This is a genomic window from Nocardioides sp. (assembly GCF_051876515.1).
Classification (GTDB): Bacteria; Actinomycetota; Actinomycetes; order Propionibacteriales; family Nocardioidaceae; genus Nocardioides.
In genome coordinates this window covers 1-17,882 of record NZ_JBJEHY010000027.1, presented here as the reverse complement: position 1 = coordinate 17,882, position 17,882 = coordinate 1, and the positions used below count along the sequence as shown (strand labels likewise).

General features: G+C 70.5%; 15 protein-coding genes, 1 other RNA gene and 1 pseudogene. 6 read left to right on the top strand and 11 right to left on the bottom strand.

The genetic code is table 11. The annotated features are described in order from the left end of the window. The first annotated feature begins 424 nt into the window (after positions 1-424). Positions 425-1,051, top strand: coding sequence for a flotillin domain-containing protein (locus tag ACI379_RS01445; RefSeq protein ID WP_439790277.1), 627 nt, complete (start codon positions 425-427; stop codon positions 1,049-1,051). Positions 1,052-1,104: 53 nt separating this feature from the next. On the opposite strand, the gene ACI379_RS01440 is transcribed toward ACI379_RS01445, so the two are convergent. After that, positions 1,105-2,526, bottom strand: coding sequence for an FAD-binding oxidoreductase (locus tag ACI379_RS01440; RefSeq protein WP_439790276.1), 1,422 nt, complete (start codon positions 2,524-2,526; stop codon positions 1,105-1,107). 165 nt (positions 2,527-2,691) lie between these two features. Between ACI379_RS01440 and ACI379_RS01435 the strand changes: the two genes are divergently transcribed. Then, a complete protein-coding gene (locus tag ACI379_RS01435) occupies positions 2,692-3,804 on the top strand; it encodes a helix-turn-helix transcriptional regulator (protein ID WP_439790275.1) in 1,113 nt (370 codons plus the stop codon). Positions 3,805-3,859: 55 nt separating this feature from the next. On the opposite strand, the gene ACI379_RS01430 is transcribed toward ACI379_RS01435, so the two are convergent. The 10 genes from ACI379_RS01430 to ACI379_RS01385 form a co-directional block, all read right to left on the bottom strand. Further along, positions 3,860-6,304: an Ig-like domain-containing protein gene (locus tag ACI379_RS01430; protein ID WP_439790274.1), complete on the bottom strand. Its 2,445-nt coding sequence runs from the start codon at positions 6,302-6,304 to the stop codon at positions 3,860-3,862. Between the two features lie 182 nt (positions 6,305-6,486). Continuing rightward, positions 6,487-6,857, bottom strand: a transfer-messenger RNA (tmRNA) gene (gene ssrA / locus ACI379_RS01425). A 326-nt stretch (positions 6,858-7,183) separates the two neighbouring features. Beyond that, on the bottom strand, positions 7,184-7,579 hold the full coding sequence (locus tag ACI379_RS01420) for a hypothetical protein (RefSeq protein WP_439790273.1): 396 nt from the start codon (positions 7,577-7,579) through the stop codon (positions 7,184-7,186). A 107-nt stretch (positions 7,580-7,686) separates the two neighbouring features. After that, a complete protein-coding gene (locus ACI379_RS01415) occupies positions 7,687-8,562 on the bottom strand; it encodes an amidohydrolase family protein (RefSeq protein WP_439790272.1) in 876 nt (291 codons plus the stop codon). Positions 8,563-8,570: 8 nt separating this feature from the next. Further along, on the bottom strand, positions 8,571-9,050 hold the full coding sequence (gene smpB, locus ACI379_RS01410) for an SsrA-binding protein SmpB (protein WP_439790271.1): 480 nt from the start codon (positions 9,048-9,050) through the stop codon (positions 8,571-8,573). Positions 9,051-9,146: 96 nt separating this feature from the next. Further along, positions 9,147-10,415 (bottom strand): peptidoglycan DD-metalloendopeptidase family protein, encoded by a 1,269-nt coding sequence (locus ACI379_RS01405; protein ID WP_439790270.1) that lies wholly within the window; start codon positions 10,413-10,415, stop codon positions 9,147-9,149. A 55-nt stretch (positions 10,416-10,470) separates the two neighbouring features. After that, positions 10,471-11,382 (bottom strand): permease-like cell division protein FtsX, encoded by a 912-nt coding sequence (gene ftsX / locus ACI379_RS01400; RefSeq protein ID WP_439790269.1) that lies wholly within the window; start codon positions 11,380-11,382, stop codon positions 10,471-10,473. Between the two features lie 66 nt (positions 11,383-11,448). Continuing rightward, positions 11,449-12,138 (bottom strand): cell division ATP-binding protein FtsE, encoded by a 690-nt coding sequence (gene ftsE / locus ACI379_RS01395; RefSeq protein WP_439790278.1) that lies wholly within the window; start codon positions 12,136-12,138, stop codon positions 11,449-11,451. A 67-nt stretch (positions 12,139-12,205) separates the two neighbouring features. Next, positions 12,206-13,324 (bottom strand): peptide chain release factor 2, encoded by a 1,119-nt coding sequence (prfB, locus tag ACI379_RS01390; RefSeq protein WP_439790268.1) that lies wholly within the window; start codon positions 13,322-13,324, stop codon positions 12,206-12,208. 106 nt (positions 13,325-13,430) lie between these two features. Next, positions 13,431-13,898: a CAP domain-containing protein gene (locus ACI379_RS01385; protein ID WP_439790267.1), complete on the bottom strand. Its 468-nt coding sequence runs from the start codon at positions 13,896-13,898 to the stop codon at positions 13,431-13,433. A 214-nt stretch (positions 13,899-14,112) separates the two neighbouring features. Here ACI379_RS01385 and ACI379_RS01380 point away from each other — a divergent pair, with 214 nt between their 5' ends. From ACI379_RS01380 to ACI379_RS01365, 4 genes and pseudogenes are all read left to right on the top strand, one after another. Further along, complete coding sequence (locus ACI379_RS01380; protein ID WP_439790266.1) at positions 14,113-15,348, top strand: homogentisate 1,2-dioxygenase; 1,236 nt, start codon at positions 14,113-14,115, stop codon at positions 15,346-15,348. Between the two features lie 324 nt (positions 15,349-15,672). Beyond that, positions 15,673-16,206: a hypothetical protein gene (locus ACI379_RS01375; RefSeq protein WP_439790265.1), complete on the top strand. Its 534-nt coding sequence runs from the start codon at positions 15,673-15,675 to the stop codon at positions 16,204-16,206. Continuing rightward, positions 16,203-17,408, top strand: coding sequence for a fumarylacetoacetase (gene fahA, locus ACI379_RS01370; protein WP_439790264.1), 1,206 nt, complete (start codon positions 16,203-16,205; stop codon positions 17,406-17,408). The genes ACI379_RS01375 and fahA overlap by 4 nt, the downstream gene beginning before the upstream one ends. Before the next feature lie 255 nt (positions 17,409-17,663). Then, positions 17,664-17,882: pseudogene (locus ACI379_RS01365) on the top strand (phosphate ABC transporter permease subunit PstC); the annotation flags it as partial.

Sequence of the window (17,882 nt, the reverse complement as noted above, 5' to 3'; positions counted from 1 at the left end):
TAAAACAGTATCAAAATATATTTATATCAATGTTTAAAAGAAATTGTGCATCGCCAGAAAATGTTAAAGATATATTAGTAAAATGTGAAAAAAAGAGGGATGAATTAGAAGCCCCAAACTGGAAAAAGTATATTTCTGAAGTTGTGGAATCTGTATCTACAATAAGAAATGCGTAGGAGAAAAAAATGGACAACTATATCAAGAATCGTTATAGATGTTCATTTTTAGTATACGCGAGTAGTTAGGGTACACCCAAACCAAGCGCATCGCCGCCGAGGAGCAGATCGCGGTCTCCGAGCGCGCGCTCGCGCTGCGCAAGTCCGAGATCAAGGCCGAGACCGACGCCGCGGCCGCCCAGGCCGAGGCGGCCGGACCGCTGGCCAAGGCGGCCCGCGACCAGGAGGTCCTCGCCGAGCAGGCCAAGGTGGCCGAGGCGCAGGCCAGCGTGACCGAGAAGCAGCTCGAGGTCGACGTCCGCAAGCCCGCCGACGCCGAGCGCTACCGGATCGAGCAGGAGGCCGAGGCCAAGCGTGCCGCGTCGGTCTCGCAGGCCGAGGGTCTGCGCGCCGCCACCCTGGCGGCCGCCGAGGCCGACCGTCGCGCCCGCGAGCTCGCGGCCGACGCCAACGCCATCGAGGGTGCCAAGCAGGGTGAGGCCGAGCGGTCCCGCCGTGCCGCCATCGCCGAGGCCGTCCGCCTCGAGGGTGAGGCGCAGGCCGCCGCCGAGCTGGCCGTGGGTCGCGCCAAGGCCGAGGCCATGACCGCGGCCGCGGAGGCCTTCAAGCAGTACGGCGACGCCGCCGTGGTCGAGATGCTGGTCAAGGTCCTGCCCGAGGTGGCCCGCGAGCTGGCCGCCCCGATGGCCAACATCGACAAGCTGACCGTGGTCTCCACCGACGGGGCCTCCGCGCTCCCCAAGGCGATCACCAACAACCTCACCCAGGTGACCGAGCTGGTGAAGGGCACGACCGGCATCGACCTGGGCGACCTGGTCGGTCAGCAGATCTCCAAGGCACCGGCCGTCGACGGTACGGCTCCCACGGGCGTCTGACGCAGACAGCAACGAAGGGCCGCACCCCACGGGGTGCGGCCCTTCGTCGTACGTCAGTCTCCGGCAGTGGCCGGGACGCTGTGGTGGCCCAGGAAGAGCCCCTCCGCGTCCACCTCCGCCTTCAGCTCCCGCAGCCGCTGCCACGCGGTTCTGTCGAAGGCCCGGCCCGCGTCTCCCCCGCTGTCGGCGAAGTTGAGCAACCGACGCCCGTGCCACGGGGCCAACGCCTCCAGCACGGAGGCGATCTCCCGCTCCGCCCCCGCGGCGGCCTCCGGCGTGGGGGCCATGGCGAGGAAGAACACGACGTGGCTGCCGGGCACGTGGTCCAGGGCGCCCGCCCCGGGGGCCGTACGCGCCAGCGCCCCGCCCAGCTGGCGCAGCTCCGCGACGAAGATCCCCGTACGTGCCCCCGCTCCGACGTGGTCGAGCAGGACGGTCAGGGTGTCGACGTCCACGGTCTCCAGCACGATCCCGTCCGCGACGCCCGGGCTGGGCTCGGGCGGGTCCATGTGGAGCCCCGTCAGTGCCGAGGACGGCACCCGGGCGAAGGTGTCGAGCTCGGGCCCCAGCGCGCGGAACGGTGCGAGCAGCTCCACCGCGGCCGCGTCGTCGAGCAGGACCGCCGCGTCCAGCACGACCAGTGACCGGCCCCGCAGGAAGTCGGGCAGCTCCGGGAACGGCGGGAAACGCATGATCCGGCAGGAGGCGGTGACCTCCTCCGGGGCGCTCCCCGACCACGCGACGAAGGTGCGGAGCACCTCCTCGGCGTGCGCGACGTCCCACGTGAGCATGCCGGCGTACACGTCGGGGATGGGCAGCAGGGCCACCTCGATGGTGGTGACGATGCCGAAGTTGCCGCCTCCCCCGCGCAGTCCCCAGAAGAGGTCCTCGCGGGTGTGCGCGTCGGCGCGGACGACCTCGCCGTGGGCGTCGACGAGCTCGACCCCCACCACGCTGTTGGCGGCGAGGCCGTGGCTGCGCGCGTACCAGCTCAGTCCCCCGCCCAGGGTGTACCCCACGACACCCACGTCGGGTGCGGAGCCGTGCAGGGCGGTGAGCCCGTGGGCAGCGGCGACGTCGATGACGTCCTGCCAGCAGGCGCCGGCCTCGACGCGGGCGACCCGGTTGACCGGGTCGACGTGGACGCCGCGCAGCGCCCCGGTCCGGACCAGGACGACGTCGGTCAGGTCGTGCTGCGCCAGCACGGAGGCTGCGTGGCCGGTGGCCTGGGTGGTCAGCCGCAACCCGTGCCGACGCGCAGAGCGCACGAGGCGGGACAGCTCCTCGACCGTCCCGGGCGCCCCCACGGCGGCCGGACGCTGGTCGACGGCGACGTTCCAGGCGAACCGCCCGGAGTCGTACCCGGGACTGCCGGGCAGGTGGACGAATCCGGGGCAGTCGTCGGCGAGGTCGCCGACGAGCCGGGAGATCCGGTCGGTGGACAGGCCGAGGCTGGCCTCAGCAAGGTGACTCATGGTGGTGCTCCTCGGGAGTGGCGTTGTCGCCGTCGAGCCTCACCGGCCCCGCGCGCCGGAACCATCCCGTGCCGCTGTGGAGTTCGGTGCCGGGACGTCTGGGAGGTCTGGATCACCCAGAAAAGTGGGATGCCGCGCCACCGCCGGCTGCGGCACTCTGGTCGCATGCGCAGTGCACTGACGGCCGAGCGCGTCCGTACGGACGTGGACGTCGTCGCGCGCGCCGGGCTCGACCTCGAGTCGTTCCTCGCCGAGTCGCTCGCCTCCATCGGCCGGGCCGTCCCCCACCTGGCGGCCTGCATGGGCACCGTCGACCCGGCCAGCCTCCTGCTGACGGGCACGCTGAAGTTCGGCGACCTGCACGGGCGCGACGAGCACGACCACGAGTGGGGCCTGCTGGAGTACGGAGGCCGAGAGGAGACGGCGTTCCTCGAGCTGGCCCACCGGGCGGTCCCTGCGGTGGCGGTCCGGGCCACCGACCCCGCGTCGGTACGCCTCAACGAGTTCATGCTGCCCCGCTACAACTACGCCGACGAGCTGCGGCTGGTGATGCGGTCGCGGGGCCAGGTGTGGGGCATGGTCGCCATGTTCCGCGGTCCCGACGACGCACCGTTCAGCCACGACGAGACCGCGCTCATGGCGTCGCTGTCGGAGACGATGTCGATCGGCATGCGGCTGGGCCTGCTGAGCAGGCTCAGCGAGGCCCCCGACATGGCACCGTGCGGCCCCGCGGTGGTCGTGGTCGGGCCGGACGACCAGATCTCCTCGATGAGCGCCGGTGCGGGCGACCGCCTCGCCGAGCTCAAGATCAGTGCGCACCAGACCGAGCCGACGGGGATCGTGGCGAGCCTGGTCGGCTCGGCTCGGCGGTTCGCGCGGGGCGAGGTGAGCCACCCGCCCAGCACCCGGGTACGCGCCCGCAGCGGGATGTGGCTGGTCATGCACGCCAGCCCGATGTCGGGCCGCGACGGTCACGTGGGTGACGTGGTGATCACCATCGACGAGGCGCGACCCCCGGAGATCGTGCCGCTGGTGGTGGCCGCCTTCGACCTCACCGAGCGCGAGCGGGAGGTGACCGAGAAGGTGCTGCGCGGGCTCGACACCCGCGAGATCGCCTCGGCGCTGCACCTGTCGACGTACACGGTGCAGGACCACCTGAAGTCCGTCTTCGAGAAGGCCTCGGTGCGCAGCCGCCGCGAGCTGGTCTCGCGGATCTACTTCGACCAGTACGTGCCCCGCATGGGGACCGAGGTCGGCCACACGGGCTGGTACGCCTGACACGGGGACGGGCGAGGGCCCCACGCAGGTGCGTGGGGCCCTCGTCCGGTCGGGATCAGCCGCGGACGCGGACGCGCACCTCGCGGAGCCTGCCGTCCAGGACCACCCCGAGCCGCCAGTCGCGGGAGTAGGAGACCGACATCCGCATGCCGACCGGCAGCGCCCAGCGCTTGGGTCCGGTGCGGGTGAACGGGATCCGGGACCCGTGCGGCCTGCGGCCTGCAGGGGCGGCGTACACGTACAGCGGGGTCTTCGAGGAGCGGGCCAGCACCGTGTACGTGCGACCGCGCTGCACCTGCCACACGCCGTCGACGCGCTGCGCGCCCTGGATGACGAGGTCGCTCAGGACGTACGAGGTACGCGCCCGCGACACGTTGCCGGCCCGGTCGCGGGCAACGGCCCGAACCACGACCCGCTCACCCTTCCGGGTGCTGGTGACCCGGCAGGAGGCGAGGCCGGAGAGGGAGTCACGTGCCACGCAGCGCACCTCGGGACGGTCGAAGTGGGTGCTGCCGCGGCGTACGCCGGCCAGGCGGACCCGGGGTGCGACCTGGTCGACGGCGACGCGCACCGACGTGGTGGCGACGCCACCGTCCGCCGCGTGCACGGTGCCGGACACGGTACGGCCCGAGGTGTTCCCGGAGACGACCACCGGCTCGGGGCAGGAGGTGGTCAACGGGGCGGTGGTGGACTCGCACGTGAAGGTCACGGTGACGGGGCCGCGGTGCCAGCCGTTGTCGCCGGTCCGGCCGGTCGTGGTGGCGGTGATGACAGGCTCGTCGCGCGAGGTGGACGCCGAGCTGGGCAGGAACGAGGCGTCTCCGAGGTACTCGGCGGAGACGGCGTGCGATCCGGCGCCCAGGTGGTGGGCCAGGACAGCGCGGCCAGCCATCAGGGTGCTGCGTCCGACCTCGTCGCCGGCGACCCGGAACACGACGGTGCCGCTGGGCTCACCCTCCCCCGGTGCCACGACGGTGACGTCGGCGACGAGCTCGTCGGCGGTGGTGGCGAGGGTCGCCGCGGTCCCGGCGGGCCGCACCTCGAGCGTCGCGTCGTGGGTGGTCGAGGTCAGCTGGACCCGGTCGGGCGTGTACGCAGCGGTGACCCGGTGCACGCCCACCTGCGGACGCAGCTCGCCGCTGGTCGCGACGCCGTCCTCGACGCGCACCGGCGCTCCGACGGCCTCACCGTCGAGGGAGAACTGGACGGTGCCGGTCGGCTCGTACGTCTCGTCGCTCAGCTGGTACGTCGCGACGCTGGGCTGACCGGTGACGGTGCTGGCCTCGCTCAGGGTGAGCGAGGCGTCGGGAACGCGCTGATCGACACGCACGGTGGTCCGCTCCGTGCCGCTCGGCACCGTGAGGATGCTCGAGGTGAAGGTCGCCACCACCTCGTGGTCCCCCACGGAGTCAGGGGTGAACGCCGCCGAGGCGGTGCCGCCTGCCAGCGTCACCGGCGCCAGGTCGCGGCCGTCGACGCTGAACACCACGGTGCCCTGCGGGCGCGCCGAGAGAGCCGAGGCGGTGTACGTCGCCGTGGCAGTCTCCCCGAGCACGATGCTGGCCGGGGTCACGGACAGCGCGTCGGTGAGCGCGTCCTGGCTGACCGCGATGGTGGCAGTCCTCTCGGTACGCAGCCAGGGCCCGGCAGCCGCCTGGACCGCGGCGACCGTGCAGGAGCCGGCGGCCGTGTAGGAGACCTCCGTGCCGGCGACGGTGCACACCTGCGGGCTGCGGCTCTCGTACGTGATCGGGTTGGAGGTCGTGCTGGTGGCGGAGAGCTGCGCCGTGCCACCTGCCCAGCCCGTGGTGGGCGCGGAGAGGGTGACGTCCTGGTCGCAGGCGGGCTGCAGCGTCAACCGGCTGGCGGGCCACTGGGAGTCCTTGACGGCCGTGGCCATCGTCGACTCCCCCACGCCGCTGTTGACCAGGCCGACGCCCGGGGCCACCCTGCCGTCGGGGTTGACCCAGCGGACGGAGAGCTCGCCGTTCGTGGCGACGTTCCACACGGCCGACTCGACCATCGGGTGACCCCAGTTCATGTACTGCGGCGTCGCCCCGACCTCGGTCCCCATCGTGTAAAGGACGTGCGCCAGGTGGGGGTAGAGGCCCGGCGTGGCGGCGTCGAGGTAGCCCTTGTACTGGGTCGAGTCGTAGATCGCGTACGAGAGGCCCAGGTACGGCGAGGTGGTGGTCTCCCGGCCGACGATCGCCAGGTTCTGCGACGTCGTGCCGGAGGGCGTGTGGACGCGGAGGGCGGCGTCGATGCTCGTGACGGTCCGCACCGGCTGAAGGGTGGTGCCGGAGGAGCCCTGCGGCGGCCCGATGTAGCCGATCCGGGTCCCGGTCGAGGGGCGACTCACCTCGATCACACTCTGGTTGCAGGTCGGGTCGGCAGCCACCGCCGGGGCCGCACCGGTGGTGACGACCGCCAGGCCGGCACCCACCACTCCTGTGACGACGAGACTGGCCAGGGTTCTGAACGGGCTGCGCAGACGCATGCAGGGTCATCCTTCTTCGGCTCGCGGGGACCGGAAGAACATAGGGAGGAACAGCGGCACGCCGCTGGATCTTGAGCAAAACCTGAGGATGAATTGAGGCGGATTGCGCAGGCACGCCACGGTCGGCGCACGACGAAGGGCCGCACCCGGTGGGTGCGGCCCTTCGTCTTCAAGAGGTGATCGCGTGGAGCTGCGGGGAATCGAACCCCGGTCCTCGAGCGCCGATCCAGGTCTTCTACGGGTGTAGTCGGTGCTGTCGCTTTTCTCGGCCCCGGTGCTTGCACAGACACATCACCGACGGGCTCAGTCAGGAAAAAGTCCCGCCCGTCCCTCCTGACAGGAGACGAGCAGCAAGTCCTCTAGATGAGGCCTGGGTCCGGGACGAGGACGGATGCCCGGTCAGACCCTTCGATCACTGCTCAGGCAGCGAGAGCGAAGTCGTTGCGCTTGGTGTTGGCAACTATAGGTTTCCAGCGGTCGTTTACGAGATGACGCTGGCTTCTCGACCCGCTTCCCCTGGAACTAACGTCCCAAGTCGAAACCGATCAGCCCCTCTTGAGTTTTCAAACTGCCTCGCAGTCTACGTGGCACAACCACGCGAGTGCGAACGGTATTCCTCGGACGGGGACCTCGAGTCGGTCCGGCCGTACGCGCCTCGGCGGGCCGCCGGTCATACGTACGCGCCTCGGCGGGGCCGCCCCGTCATACGAATCCGCACCTATAGGTTCGGAAACGGATGACGCAGCCGCGCCCGCGAGGCCGCTCGTATGACGTACGCGGTCAAGGAGAGCTTCTGGATGACGCAGCCGCGCCGCGAGGCCACTCGTATGACGCATCCGGCGGGACACCCCACGCGACGACGGTCAACGACGTCCAGGGTCAGCTGGAGAACGAGATGGTGGAGCTCTTCTTCGCGCCACCGACCTTCTTCACGGTCAGCTTGAAGGTGTCCTTGCCTGCGGTGTTGGGGCGCTTGAGGTCGATGTCGACCTCACCGTCGGAGTCGGCGCGGCGGGTCTTGTTGTAGACGACCTTGCCGTCGTGGCGCAGGACGAACTTCCACTCGCTGCCGCGCTTGGCGTCGTCGAGGTCGATGTCGACGTCGAACCGGCCGTCGTCCTTCTCGACGCTGAAGTCGACCTTGGCGCCGGCGACCCGGAACTCGCGCTCCTTCTCGACGTCGGCATTGGCCGGGCCGGCGGTGAGCAGGACGACGGGTGCGGCGAGCAGGGCGGTCGCGGTCAGGGCGGCGGTGGTCGTGCGGATGCTGGTCATGGGAGGTCCTCCACAGGTCTCGGGTCCCCCGACTGGGGATGGCCCCAGCCTCTGCGCCTCAGGTGAACGGTCCGTGAAAGCCGGATGAGGGCGTTCTCATGCTCCGGTCAGAGGCGCCCGAACAGCTCGGCGGCGTTGTGCCACAGCACCCGCCCCAGCCACTCCTCCCCCAGCCCGAGACGTTCCAGCCCCTCGACCTGGTGGTCGTACTCGTAGGGGATGTTGGGGAAGTCGGAGCCCAGGTAGACCTTGCCGGCCAGCCCGAGGTCGCGCAGCCGGCCCAGCAGCTCGGGCGGGTACACGCCGCCCATCTCGTCGAAGAAGTCCGTGAAGGCCATCGTGGTGTCGAGCCCGACCCGGTCGTACGTCTCGGCCACCTCGAGGAACTCGCGGTACTCCGGCGCCCCGGCGTGCGCGATCACCAGCCGCAGCGACGGGTGGCGCGCCAGCAGCTCGGCCACCGGCCCCGGCCCGGTGAACTCCGTCGGCACGGGTCCCGAACCGGCGTGCAGCACGACCGGCGTCCCGGCCTCGGCGAGCACGCCCCAGGCCTCGTCGAGCAGCGGGTCGGTCACGTGGAACGCACCGACCTGCACGTGCACCTTGACCAGCTCCATGCCTTGGTCCAGCCGCTCGCGCACGTACGCCGCCGCCCCGGGCTCGGGGAAGAAGGTTCCGCAGTGCAGCACCTCGGGCACCCGCGCCGCGAACCCGGCCGCCCAGTCGTTGAGGAACTCGGCCATGCCGGGCTTGTGGGCGTACGGCAGGGCGCTGAAGTGCCGCACGCCCAGACCGCGCAGCACCTCCACCAGCGTGTCGTCGTCGGCGCGGTAGCGGATCGGCCAGGGACGGCCGATCAGCGGGCCCGCCGAGTCGAAGACAGCCTGCACCTTGGCCATCACCCGCGGCGGCAGGAAGTGGGTGTGGACGTCGAACAGGCCGGGCAGCCCGAGCCGCTCGACGACGTCGTGGGTACGCCCCATGGCCGGGATCAGTCCCGGTGGCCCTTGAGACGGCGCTGGACCGCCTCGACCTTCTCGCGGTTCGCCTGGCGCTCGGCCAGGGCGTGCCGCTTGTCGAACGACTTCTTGCCCTTGGCGAGCGCGATCTCGACCTTGGCCCGCCCGTCGGAGAAGTACAGCGACAGCGGCACGAGCGTGTAGCCCTTGTCGCCCAGCTTCTTCTCGATCTTGTCGATCTCGTGGCGGTTGAGGAGCAGCTTGCGCTTGCGTCGCGCAGCGTGGTTGGTCCACGTGCCCTGCGAGTACTCCGGGATGTGCACCTGGAGCAGCCAGGCCTCACCGTTGTCGATCTCGGCGAAGCCGTCGACCAGCGAGGCACGGCCCTGGCGCAGCGACTTGACCTCGGTCCCCTGCAGGACGATCCCGGCCTCCCAGGTGTCCTCGATGTGGTAGTCGTGCCGCGCCTTCTTGTTCTGCGCGATCAGCTTGCGCCCCTGCTCCTTCGGCATGGGGACATCCTCTCAGGCGTCGTCCAGCGGATTGTTCCTCGCCCCGTGGGCGGGCACGCCGCCGGGCGGGACGTGCTCAGCGTGAGAGCGGGCGACTCACAGCCACTTCATCGGGTCGACCGTACGGCCGTTCTGCATCACCGTGTAGTGCAGGTGGCAGCCCGTCGACCAGCCGGTGTTGCCCATGTACCCGATCACCTGGCCGCGCTTGACCCGGGAGCCGACGCCGACGGTGTAGCTGGAGGCGTGGTTGTAGATGCTGGCCAGGCTGCTGCCGGCCAGGACGCCGTGGTCGAGGACGAGGCGGTGGCCGTACACGTCGCTCCAGTAGGACGAGATGACCTTGCCGTCCTCGGCCGCCACCAGCGGCACGCCGCAGCCGCCACCGAAGTCGGTGCCGTCGTGCAGGCTGTAGTAGCCGTAGATCGGGTGCGTCCGGTAGCCGTACGGGGAGGTCACGTAGCCGCCCTGGACCGGCATCGCCAGAGTCCCGCCGGCGGTGCTGCTGCTGCCGCCACCCTTGCCGAGGCGTTTGCGGGCCCGCTCGCGCAGCATCTCCTCGATGCGGTTCTGCTCCTGCTCCAGCTTGCGCAGCTGGGCGATGTCGGAGGCCTTGGCACGCTGCGCCTGGGCCTGGGCGCCGGAACGCTCCTGCACCAGACGGCGCACGGCGTCGGCGGCGCTCTGCCGCTCGGCCTGGATCTGCTGGGTGTACTCGAGGTGCTCCGCGGCCGCGGCGCGCTGGTCGGCGACCTCGTCGCGGGCCTCGGCGACCTGCTGCTCGCGGACCCCGAGGAGCACCTCCGCGGCCTTGTACTCGCTGTAGACGTTCTCCTGACGGCTGACCACGACGTCGCGCACCTCCGCGCGGCGGGTCAGGTCGGAGGTCGTCTCGGCTCCCAGGATCGAGGCGAAGGCGAGCAGGTCGGGGTCGCCCTCCTCGTACACGTCGACGACGGTGTTGGCGACGACTTGGCGCTGCTCGTCGCGCTGCTCCTGCCCGGCGGCGAGGTCGTCCTCAGCCTGCTCGAGGTCGGACTCGGCCTGGTCGAGGGCCGCCTCCATCTCGGCGTCCTTCTCCTTGGCCACCTGCACCTTGCTGCGTGCGGAGGCCAGCGCGGCCTTGGCCGACGTCAGCTGCGCCTCCGCCGCGTCCAGACGTGCCTGCGCCCGGCGCAACCGTGCGCTGGAGGCGTGCACGTCGTCCTCGGCGTGGTCGATCTGCTTCTCGACCTTCTTCTGCTTGTCCTTGAGGTCGTCCGCGAGCGCGGTCGAGGACGGGAGGGACATGGCGCCCAGTGCCAGTGCCACCGTCAGGGAGACGGTGACCTTGCGGCGTCGGGCGGTACGGGGGAAGTTTCGCACCGGGGAAGCCTTTGGTGTTCGGGGAAGTGAACGCGACGACGGTAACGCGGGTCAATCAGACTTTGAGGTATTTGCGGGTCAGTACGAGTGTCGGCAGCAGGGTCAGCACCGGACCCACCACGGCGACGGCGCCGAGTGCCACCCAGTACTCAGGCATACCGATCCACGGCATGAACTGCAACTGTTGATCGGCGCGTCCCTCGATCCCGACCTTGAGGAACGCGAACAGGGCACCGCCCGCCAGCACCACGCCGATCGCCGCCGTGACCAGCGCCTCGAGCAGGAACGGCAGGGTGATGTACATGGACGAGGCACCCACCAGGCGCATGATGCCGATCTCGCGACGCCGCGCGAACGCGGCCAGGCGGATCGTGTTGGCCACCAGCAGCAGGGCCGCCACGACCAGGAAGATCGCGGTGCCCAGCGCGGCGTACTGGATCATGTTGATCAGGCCGATGATCGGGCCCACGACCTGGCGCAGGTCGCGCACGGAGGCGACGCCGTCCAGGCCCTGGACGGCGCTGGTGATCCCCTCGTACTCCTGGGGGTCCTTGAGCGTGATCCAGACCGACTGACGCATGTCCTCGGCGGTCGCGGCCGGGTCGGGCCCCTCGAAGCGCTCCGGGCCGAGCAGGTCCTTGACCTTCTCGAACGCGTCCTCCTTGGACTCGAAGCGGTGCGAGGCGACCTGCGGGTTGTTCTCGACGACCTCCTCGATCGCCGTCTTCTGCGCGTCGGTGACCTCGGAGGTGCAGGCCGGCTGGTCGTCGTTGTCCTTGCACAGCCAGACCGTGATCTGCAGCTCGTTGCCGAACTGGTTGGCCGCCTTGGTGGCCTGCTGGTTGAACAGCACGCCGAGGCCGACGAGGGTCAGCGAGACGAAGAGGGTGAGGATGACGGCCAGGTGCATCGACAGGTTGCGTCGAAGGCCCTGGCCCAGCTCGGAGAAGACGTAACGAAGCTGCATGGGTGGGGGTCGCTCCCGATCAGGTGGCGGAGTGGGTGGGGACGGCGAGGATCGCTCGCGCGGACGTCAGTGCTGGAAGCCGTAGACGCCCTGGGCCTGGTCGCGCACGACGTGCCCGCCCTCGAGCTCGATGACGCGCTTGCGCATCTGGTCGACGATGCCCGCGTCGTGGGTGGCCATCAGCACCGTCGTGCCGGTGCGGTTGATCCGGTCGAGCAGCTTCATGATGCCCACCGACGTGGCCGGGTCGAGGTTGCCCGTCGGCTCGTCGGCGATGAGGATCATCGGCCGGTTGACGAACGCGCGTGCCACCGCGACGCGCTGCTGCTCACCACCGGAGAGCTCGTCGGGCATCCGCTCGCCCTTGCCGTCCAGACCCACCAGCTCGAGGGTCTCGGGCACGAGCGCGTCGATCTCCTTGCGGGACTTCCCGATGACCTGGAGCGCGAACGCGACGTTCTCGGAGACCGTCTTGTTGGGCAGCAGCCGGAAGTCCTGGAAGACCGTGCCGATGTCGCGACGCAGGCGCGGCACCTTCCACCCCGCCAGCCGGTTGATCTCCTTGCCGGCGACGTACACGCGGCCCGTGGTGGGGCGGTACTCGCGGAGGATCAACCGCAGGAAGGTCGACTTGCCGGAGCCCGAGGAGCCCACCAGGAAGACGAACTCCCCCTTCTCGATGTCGACGGTGACGTCGTCCAGCGCAGGGTGGGGGTGGCCCGGGTAGCTCTTGGTCACCTTCTCGAAACGAATCACGTCCATCGACCTTAGTCGAGAAGTGGTGAGAACTCGGGAGGCCCGTGGCGAGCCGCGGGCCCCGTGCTCAGTTGGCCTCGGCCTTCTCCGCGCCGCGGCGCCAGCGGATGCCGGCCTCGAGGAAGTCGTCGAGGTCGCCGTCGAAGACGGCCTGCGGGGTGCCGGACTCGTGGCCGGTGCGCAGGTCCTTGACGATCTGGTACGGGTTGAGGACGTAGTTGCGCATCTGGTCGCCCCAGCTCGCCTGCACGTCGCCGCGCATCTCGTCGAGGTGCGCCTTCTCCTCGGCCTTCTTGAGCGCCAGCAGCTTGGCCTTGAGGACCACCATGGCCGAGGCCTTGTTCTGCAGCTGCGACTTCTCGTTCTGGCAGCTCACCACCGTGCCGGTGGGGATGTGCGTGAGTCGTACGGCGGAGTCGGTGGTGTTGACCGACTGACCGCCGGGACCGCCGGAGCGGTAGACGTCGACGCGGATCTCCTCGTCGGGGATGTCGATCTCGTCGGTCTGCTCGAGCACCGGGACCACCTCGACCGCGGCGAACGAGGTCTGCCGACGGCCCTGGTTGTCGAAGGGGCTGATCCGGACCAGGCGGTGCGTGCCCGCCTCGACCGACAGCGTCCCGTAGGCGTACGGGGCCTTGATCGCGAAGGTGGTGGACTTGATGCCCGCCTCCTCGGCGTAGGAGGTCTCGAACACCTCGACCGGGTAGTTGTGCTGCTCGGCCCAGCGGACGTACATCCGCTGCAGCGTCTGCGCGAAGTCGGCGGCGTCGACGCCACCTGCGCCCGAACGGATCGACACGAGCGCCTCGCGGGCGTCGTACTCGCCGTTGAGCAGCGTGCGGATCTCGAGCGACTCCACCGACTTGTGGATGCGGCCCAGCTCCATCTCGGCCTCGGCGAGGGTCTCGTCGTCGCCCTCCTCCTGGGCGAGCTCCACGAGGACGGAGAGGTCCTCGATGCGGCTCTCCAGGGAGGTGAACCGCTCCATCTCCCCGTTGAGGGTCGAGAGGCGCCCGGTGACGCGCTGGGCGTTCTCCTGGTTGTCCCACAGGTCGGGGGCGGCGACCTGCTCACCGAGGTCGGCGATCTCCGTACGCATCGCGTCAAGGTCGAGGACCTGACCGATCGTCTTCATGGTCGCGGTGAGCTGGCGGATCTCTGCGTCGAAGTCGGTACTGGCCACAAGAGCACAGGTTACGTCACACCGCCCCCGGACCCGGAACCGCTGGGCGCCCCGGTCCCCACCGCGACCGGGGCGCGGGGCCGGGCGGGTGTCGCCGGGGCGTGGATCAGCGGCTGCCGAAGAGCTGCGCGGCGTACCAGACCCCGCCCGAGTCCTTGCGGGCAGCGACGACGCCGAGGGTCCAGCCCGGGCGCAGGATGTTCTCGCGGTGCCCCTGGGAGGTCATCCAGCCGCGGTTCACGACCGCCTTGCCGGTCGGGTAGCCGGCGGCGACGTTCTCACCGACCGAGCTCAGGCCGCAGGCGTCCATGACGGCGCGGAGGTCCTGGTGCCAGATCTCCTGCTTGCGGGCCATCGCCCTGGCCTGCTTGACGGCGTACCGCTTGAGGCAGCGGTTGGTCTTCAGCTTCCTGAGGTCGCGCTTGGCGCGTTGGGCGTTGGTCGCCTTCTGGGCCACCGAGCCGTACGTGGCCGCAGGGCCGGCGTACGCGGGGGCTGCCGGGCCGGCGAGGTCGGTGACGGCGAGCGCGGCCGTCAGCACGAGGGCGAGGAGCAGGGTTCCGAGTGTCTTCATCTCAGCGTCCTTGGTTGCTGTCACGAACGGTCTAGACCATACGGAGGTCGGCGCCCACCGTCGAACCTGTCCCAGGCCGCCCTGCTCGCGACGCGAGCCCCACCTCGGCCGGCGTGCGGACGCGCCCGGGCGTGGTCTACGTTCGAGATGTGACGGCGCTCACATGCCGTCGCACCCACTCCCGTCCCCACCCGTACGACCAGGAGCGACCCCGATGGCCCACTACCGATCGGCCGGCCACGTCCCGCCGAAACGTCACACGCAGCATCGTGGACCGGACGGCGCCCTCTACTACGAGGAGCTGATGGGCGAGGAGGGATTCTCCTCGGACTCCTCGCTGCTCTACCACCGCCACCTGCCCTCCGCGGTGGCCGAGGTGCACCCCTGGGAGGTCGGGGACCTCACCCTCACCCCGTTGCACCCGCTGCGGCCGCTGCACCTGCGCACCCACGACCTGTTCCCCGACACGACGGGCAGCGGGGTGGACGCCGTCACCGGGCGGCGCCTGCTGCTGGGCAACGCTGACGTGCGCCTGTCGTACGTGCTGGCCGGCGAGGCCAGCCCGTACTACCGAAACGCGATCGGCGACGAGTGCCTCTACGTCGAGTCCGGCAGCGCCCTGGTGGAGACCGTCTTCGGCGACATCGAGGCCGGCGAGGGCGACTACGTCATCGTTCCGCGCGCCACCACCTTCCGGGTGCTGCCGCACTCCCCCACCCGCTTCTACGTGATCGAGGCCAACAGCCATATCGGCCCGCCCAAGCGGTACCTCTCACGCTTCGGGCAGCTGCTCGAGCACGCGCCGTACTGCGAGCGGGACCTGCGCGGGCCGACGCCGCCGCGGGTGGTGGAGGGCGGGCCGACCGACGTGCTGATCAAGCACCGCGGGCCCGGTCCCGGCGGCATCGCCGGCACGGTGCACACGCTGCCGCACCACCCCTTCGACGTGGTCGGCTGGGACGGCTGCCTCTACCCGTACGCGTTCAACGTCTCCGACTTCGAGCCGATCACCGGGCGGGTGCACCAGCCCCCGCCGGCGCACCAGGTCTTCGAGGGCCACAACTTCGTGATCTGCAACTTCGTGCCGCGCAAGGTCGACTACCACCCGCTGTCGATCCCGGTGCCGTACTACCACTCCAACGTCGACTCCGACGAGGTGATGTTCTACTGCGGCGGCGACTACGAGGCGCGCAAGGGCTCGGGCATCGGGCAGGGGTCGATCAGCCACCACCCGGGAGGCCATCCGCACGGGCCGCAGCCGGGGGCGTACGAGCGCTCGATCGGGGTGGAGTTCTTCGACGAGCTGGCCGTCATGGTCGACACCTTCCGCCCCCTCGAGCTGGGCGAGGGCGGGCAGGCCTGCGACGACGGGGTGTACGCCTACTCGTGGTCGCGCGGCAGCCAGGGCTCGAGCGGCGAGGGGACGAGCGGCGAGGAGGGCCGGCGATGAGCACCCCGCTCCCCCTGTTCGCCGGCCTGCTCGACGACGCGTCGGTGTTCCCGCCCGGCAGCCTGCCGCTGGAGAGGGCGGTGCGCGAGCACGCCGAGCACCGCGCGAGCCCGTACGCCTGGCTGGTCGGACCGATGGTCGTCGCCGAGGCGGCGCTGCCGCGGGTGGGCGACCTGGTCGACCCCGCGCACCCGGTCGAGGTGTCGCTGACCGCCCCGGGTCTGCGGCAGCTGGGGCCGGCCCTGCACGCCGCCTCGGGGCTGCCGGGGGTGCGCGTGCGCTCCGTCGAGGCACCCCTGGGGGGCGGACACGACCGCAGGCGAGGTGGTCCCGGTCGTCCGGGAGGCACTGGTCGGGCACCCGGGCGTGCAGGCGTACGTCGAGGTCCCGCGCGACGAGCGTCGCGACGACGTGGTGGCGGCGCTGGCTGGCACGCCGCACCGCGCCAAGGTGCGCACCGGCGGGGTGCGCGCCGACCTGTACCCGGACGCGGAGGAGCTGGCCGCGACGCTGGCGGTCCTCGTGACGGCCGGCGTCCCGTTCAAGGCGACCGCGGGGCTGCACCACGCGCTGGCCAACACCGACCCGGAGACCGGGTTCGACCAGCACGGCTTCCTCAACGTCATCGCCGCCGTGGACCTGCTGCTCGACGGCGGGACCGAGTCGGAGGCCGCCGGGCGGCTCGCCGAGCGTGAGGCCGCCGCGGTGACGGAGTGGGCACTGGCGGCGACCGACCGGTCGGCAGCGGTCCGCTCGGCGTTCACGTCGTTCGGGACGTGCTCGATCGCGGACCCGCGCGACGAGCTGGCCGAGCTCGGCTTCGGTCTGGTTCACCGCGGCGAGGAGGTGGACCAGTGAGCGACCTGGACCTCACGGCCGGCTCCGGATTCGGCTTGGACAACCTGCCGTACGGCGTCTTCTCCCCGCCTGGTGGGGCGCCGCGCGTGGGCACCCGTGTCGGCGGGACCGTCGTCGACCTGTCGGTGCTGCTGGGTGACGAGTTCGGCGAGGGCGTCTTCGCCGCGGACTCCCTCAACCCCTTCATGGCCACCGGCCACCACCGGTGGGTCGAGGTGCGCGGGACCCTGCGCGACCTGCTGGCCGGCGGCGAGGTGCCGGACTCCGCGGCGCACCCCCTGGAGCGGGTGCGGATGCACCTGCCGTTCGAGGTGGCCGACTACGTCGACTTCTACGCCTCCGAGCACCACGCCTCGAACCTGGGACGGCTGTTCCGTCCCGACAACCCCGAGCCGCTGCTGCCCAACTGGAAGCACCTGCCGGTGGGCTACCACGGCAGGGCGGGCTCGGTGGTGGTGTCGGGGACCGACGTGGTGCGTCCGTCGGGCCAGCGCAAGGGACCGGACGACCCCGGCCCCGTGTTCGGCCCGTCGGTGCGTCTGGACATCGAGGCCGAGCTCGGGTTTGTGGTCGGCTCGGGCTCACCCCTCGGCACCCCGGTGGAGGTGGCCGCCGCCGAGCAGCACCTGTTCGGCGCGGTGGTGCTGAACGACTGGTCGGCCCGCGACATCCAGGCGTGGGAGTACGTCCCCCTCGGTCCGCACCTGGGCAAGTCGTTCGCGTCGACGATCTCGGCGTGGGTGGTGCCGATGCTGGCGCTGGGCGCGGCGAAGGTGGACCTGCCGCGCCAGGACCCGCCGGTGCTGGACTACCTGCACCTGGCGCGACCGTGGGGGCTGGACGTCGACATGGCGGTGGAGTGGAACGGTCAGGTCGTCTCGCGTCCCCCGTACCGGGAGATGTACTGGTCGCCGGCGCAGATGCTGGCGCACATGACGGTCAACGGGGCGCCGTGCCGGACCGGGGACCTGCTGGGGTCGGGGACGGTGTCGGGGCCCGACCGCCACCAGCGGGGTGCGTTCATCGAGCTGACCTGGGGCGGCAAGGAGCCGGTCATGGTCGCCGGCGAGCCGCGCACCTTCCTCCTCGACGGCGACACGGTGACGATCAGTGCGTCGGCGCCCGGTCCGGGGACCGAGCGGATCTCCTTCGGAGAGGCGACGGGGCGGGTGGTGGCAAGCGGTCCCCGCCGGGCGGGCTGAGGCGGACCCGGGACTGGCTGTCTGGTCCGGGCGGGTCGGGCCCCGGGCGGGGAGGTGACCCGTTCGGGTGGTTCCGGCATCCCTGTCGGAGAAACCGGTTGCCATTTTTTCGAACTATCTCTACTTTTTTACTAGGGATTGCTGGCGTGAGCCGCGGCCCCGACACCACTCGGGCCGGTGTCGTCGTACCCGCACCGCGTCCGAAAGAGCCAGCTCATGCCAGGTCAGTCCCCACCCCGGACGACCGTTCTCACCGTGGCGCCGCCCGGTGACGAGGACACCCCGCGCACCATCGCGGTGCGCAACTCACTGCAGGACGCCGTCTTCGTCCACGGCTTCCGCTCGATCGGGTTCCTGGTGCTCGCGATCGTCTCGGCGATCGGCTTCTTCCTCGGTTCGCAGTCCGTCCCCACCCTGCGGCACTACGGCCTCGACTTCTTCACCGAGTTCCGCTGGTTGCCCAGCCAGGACGTC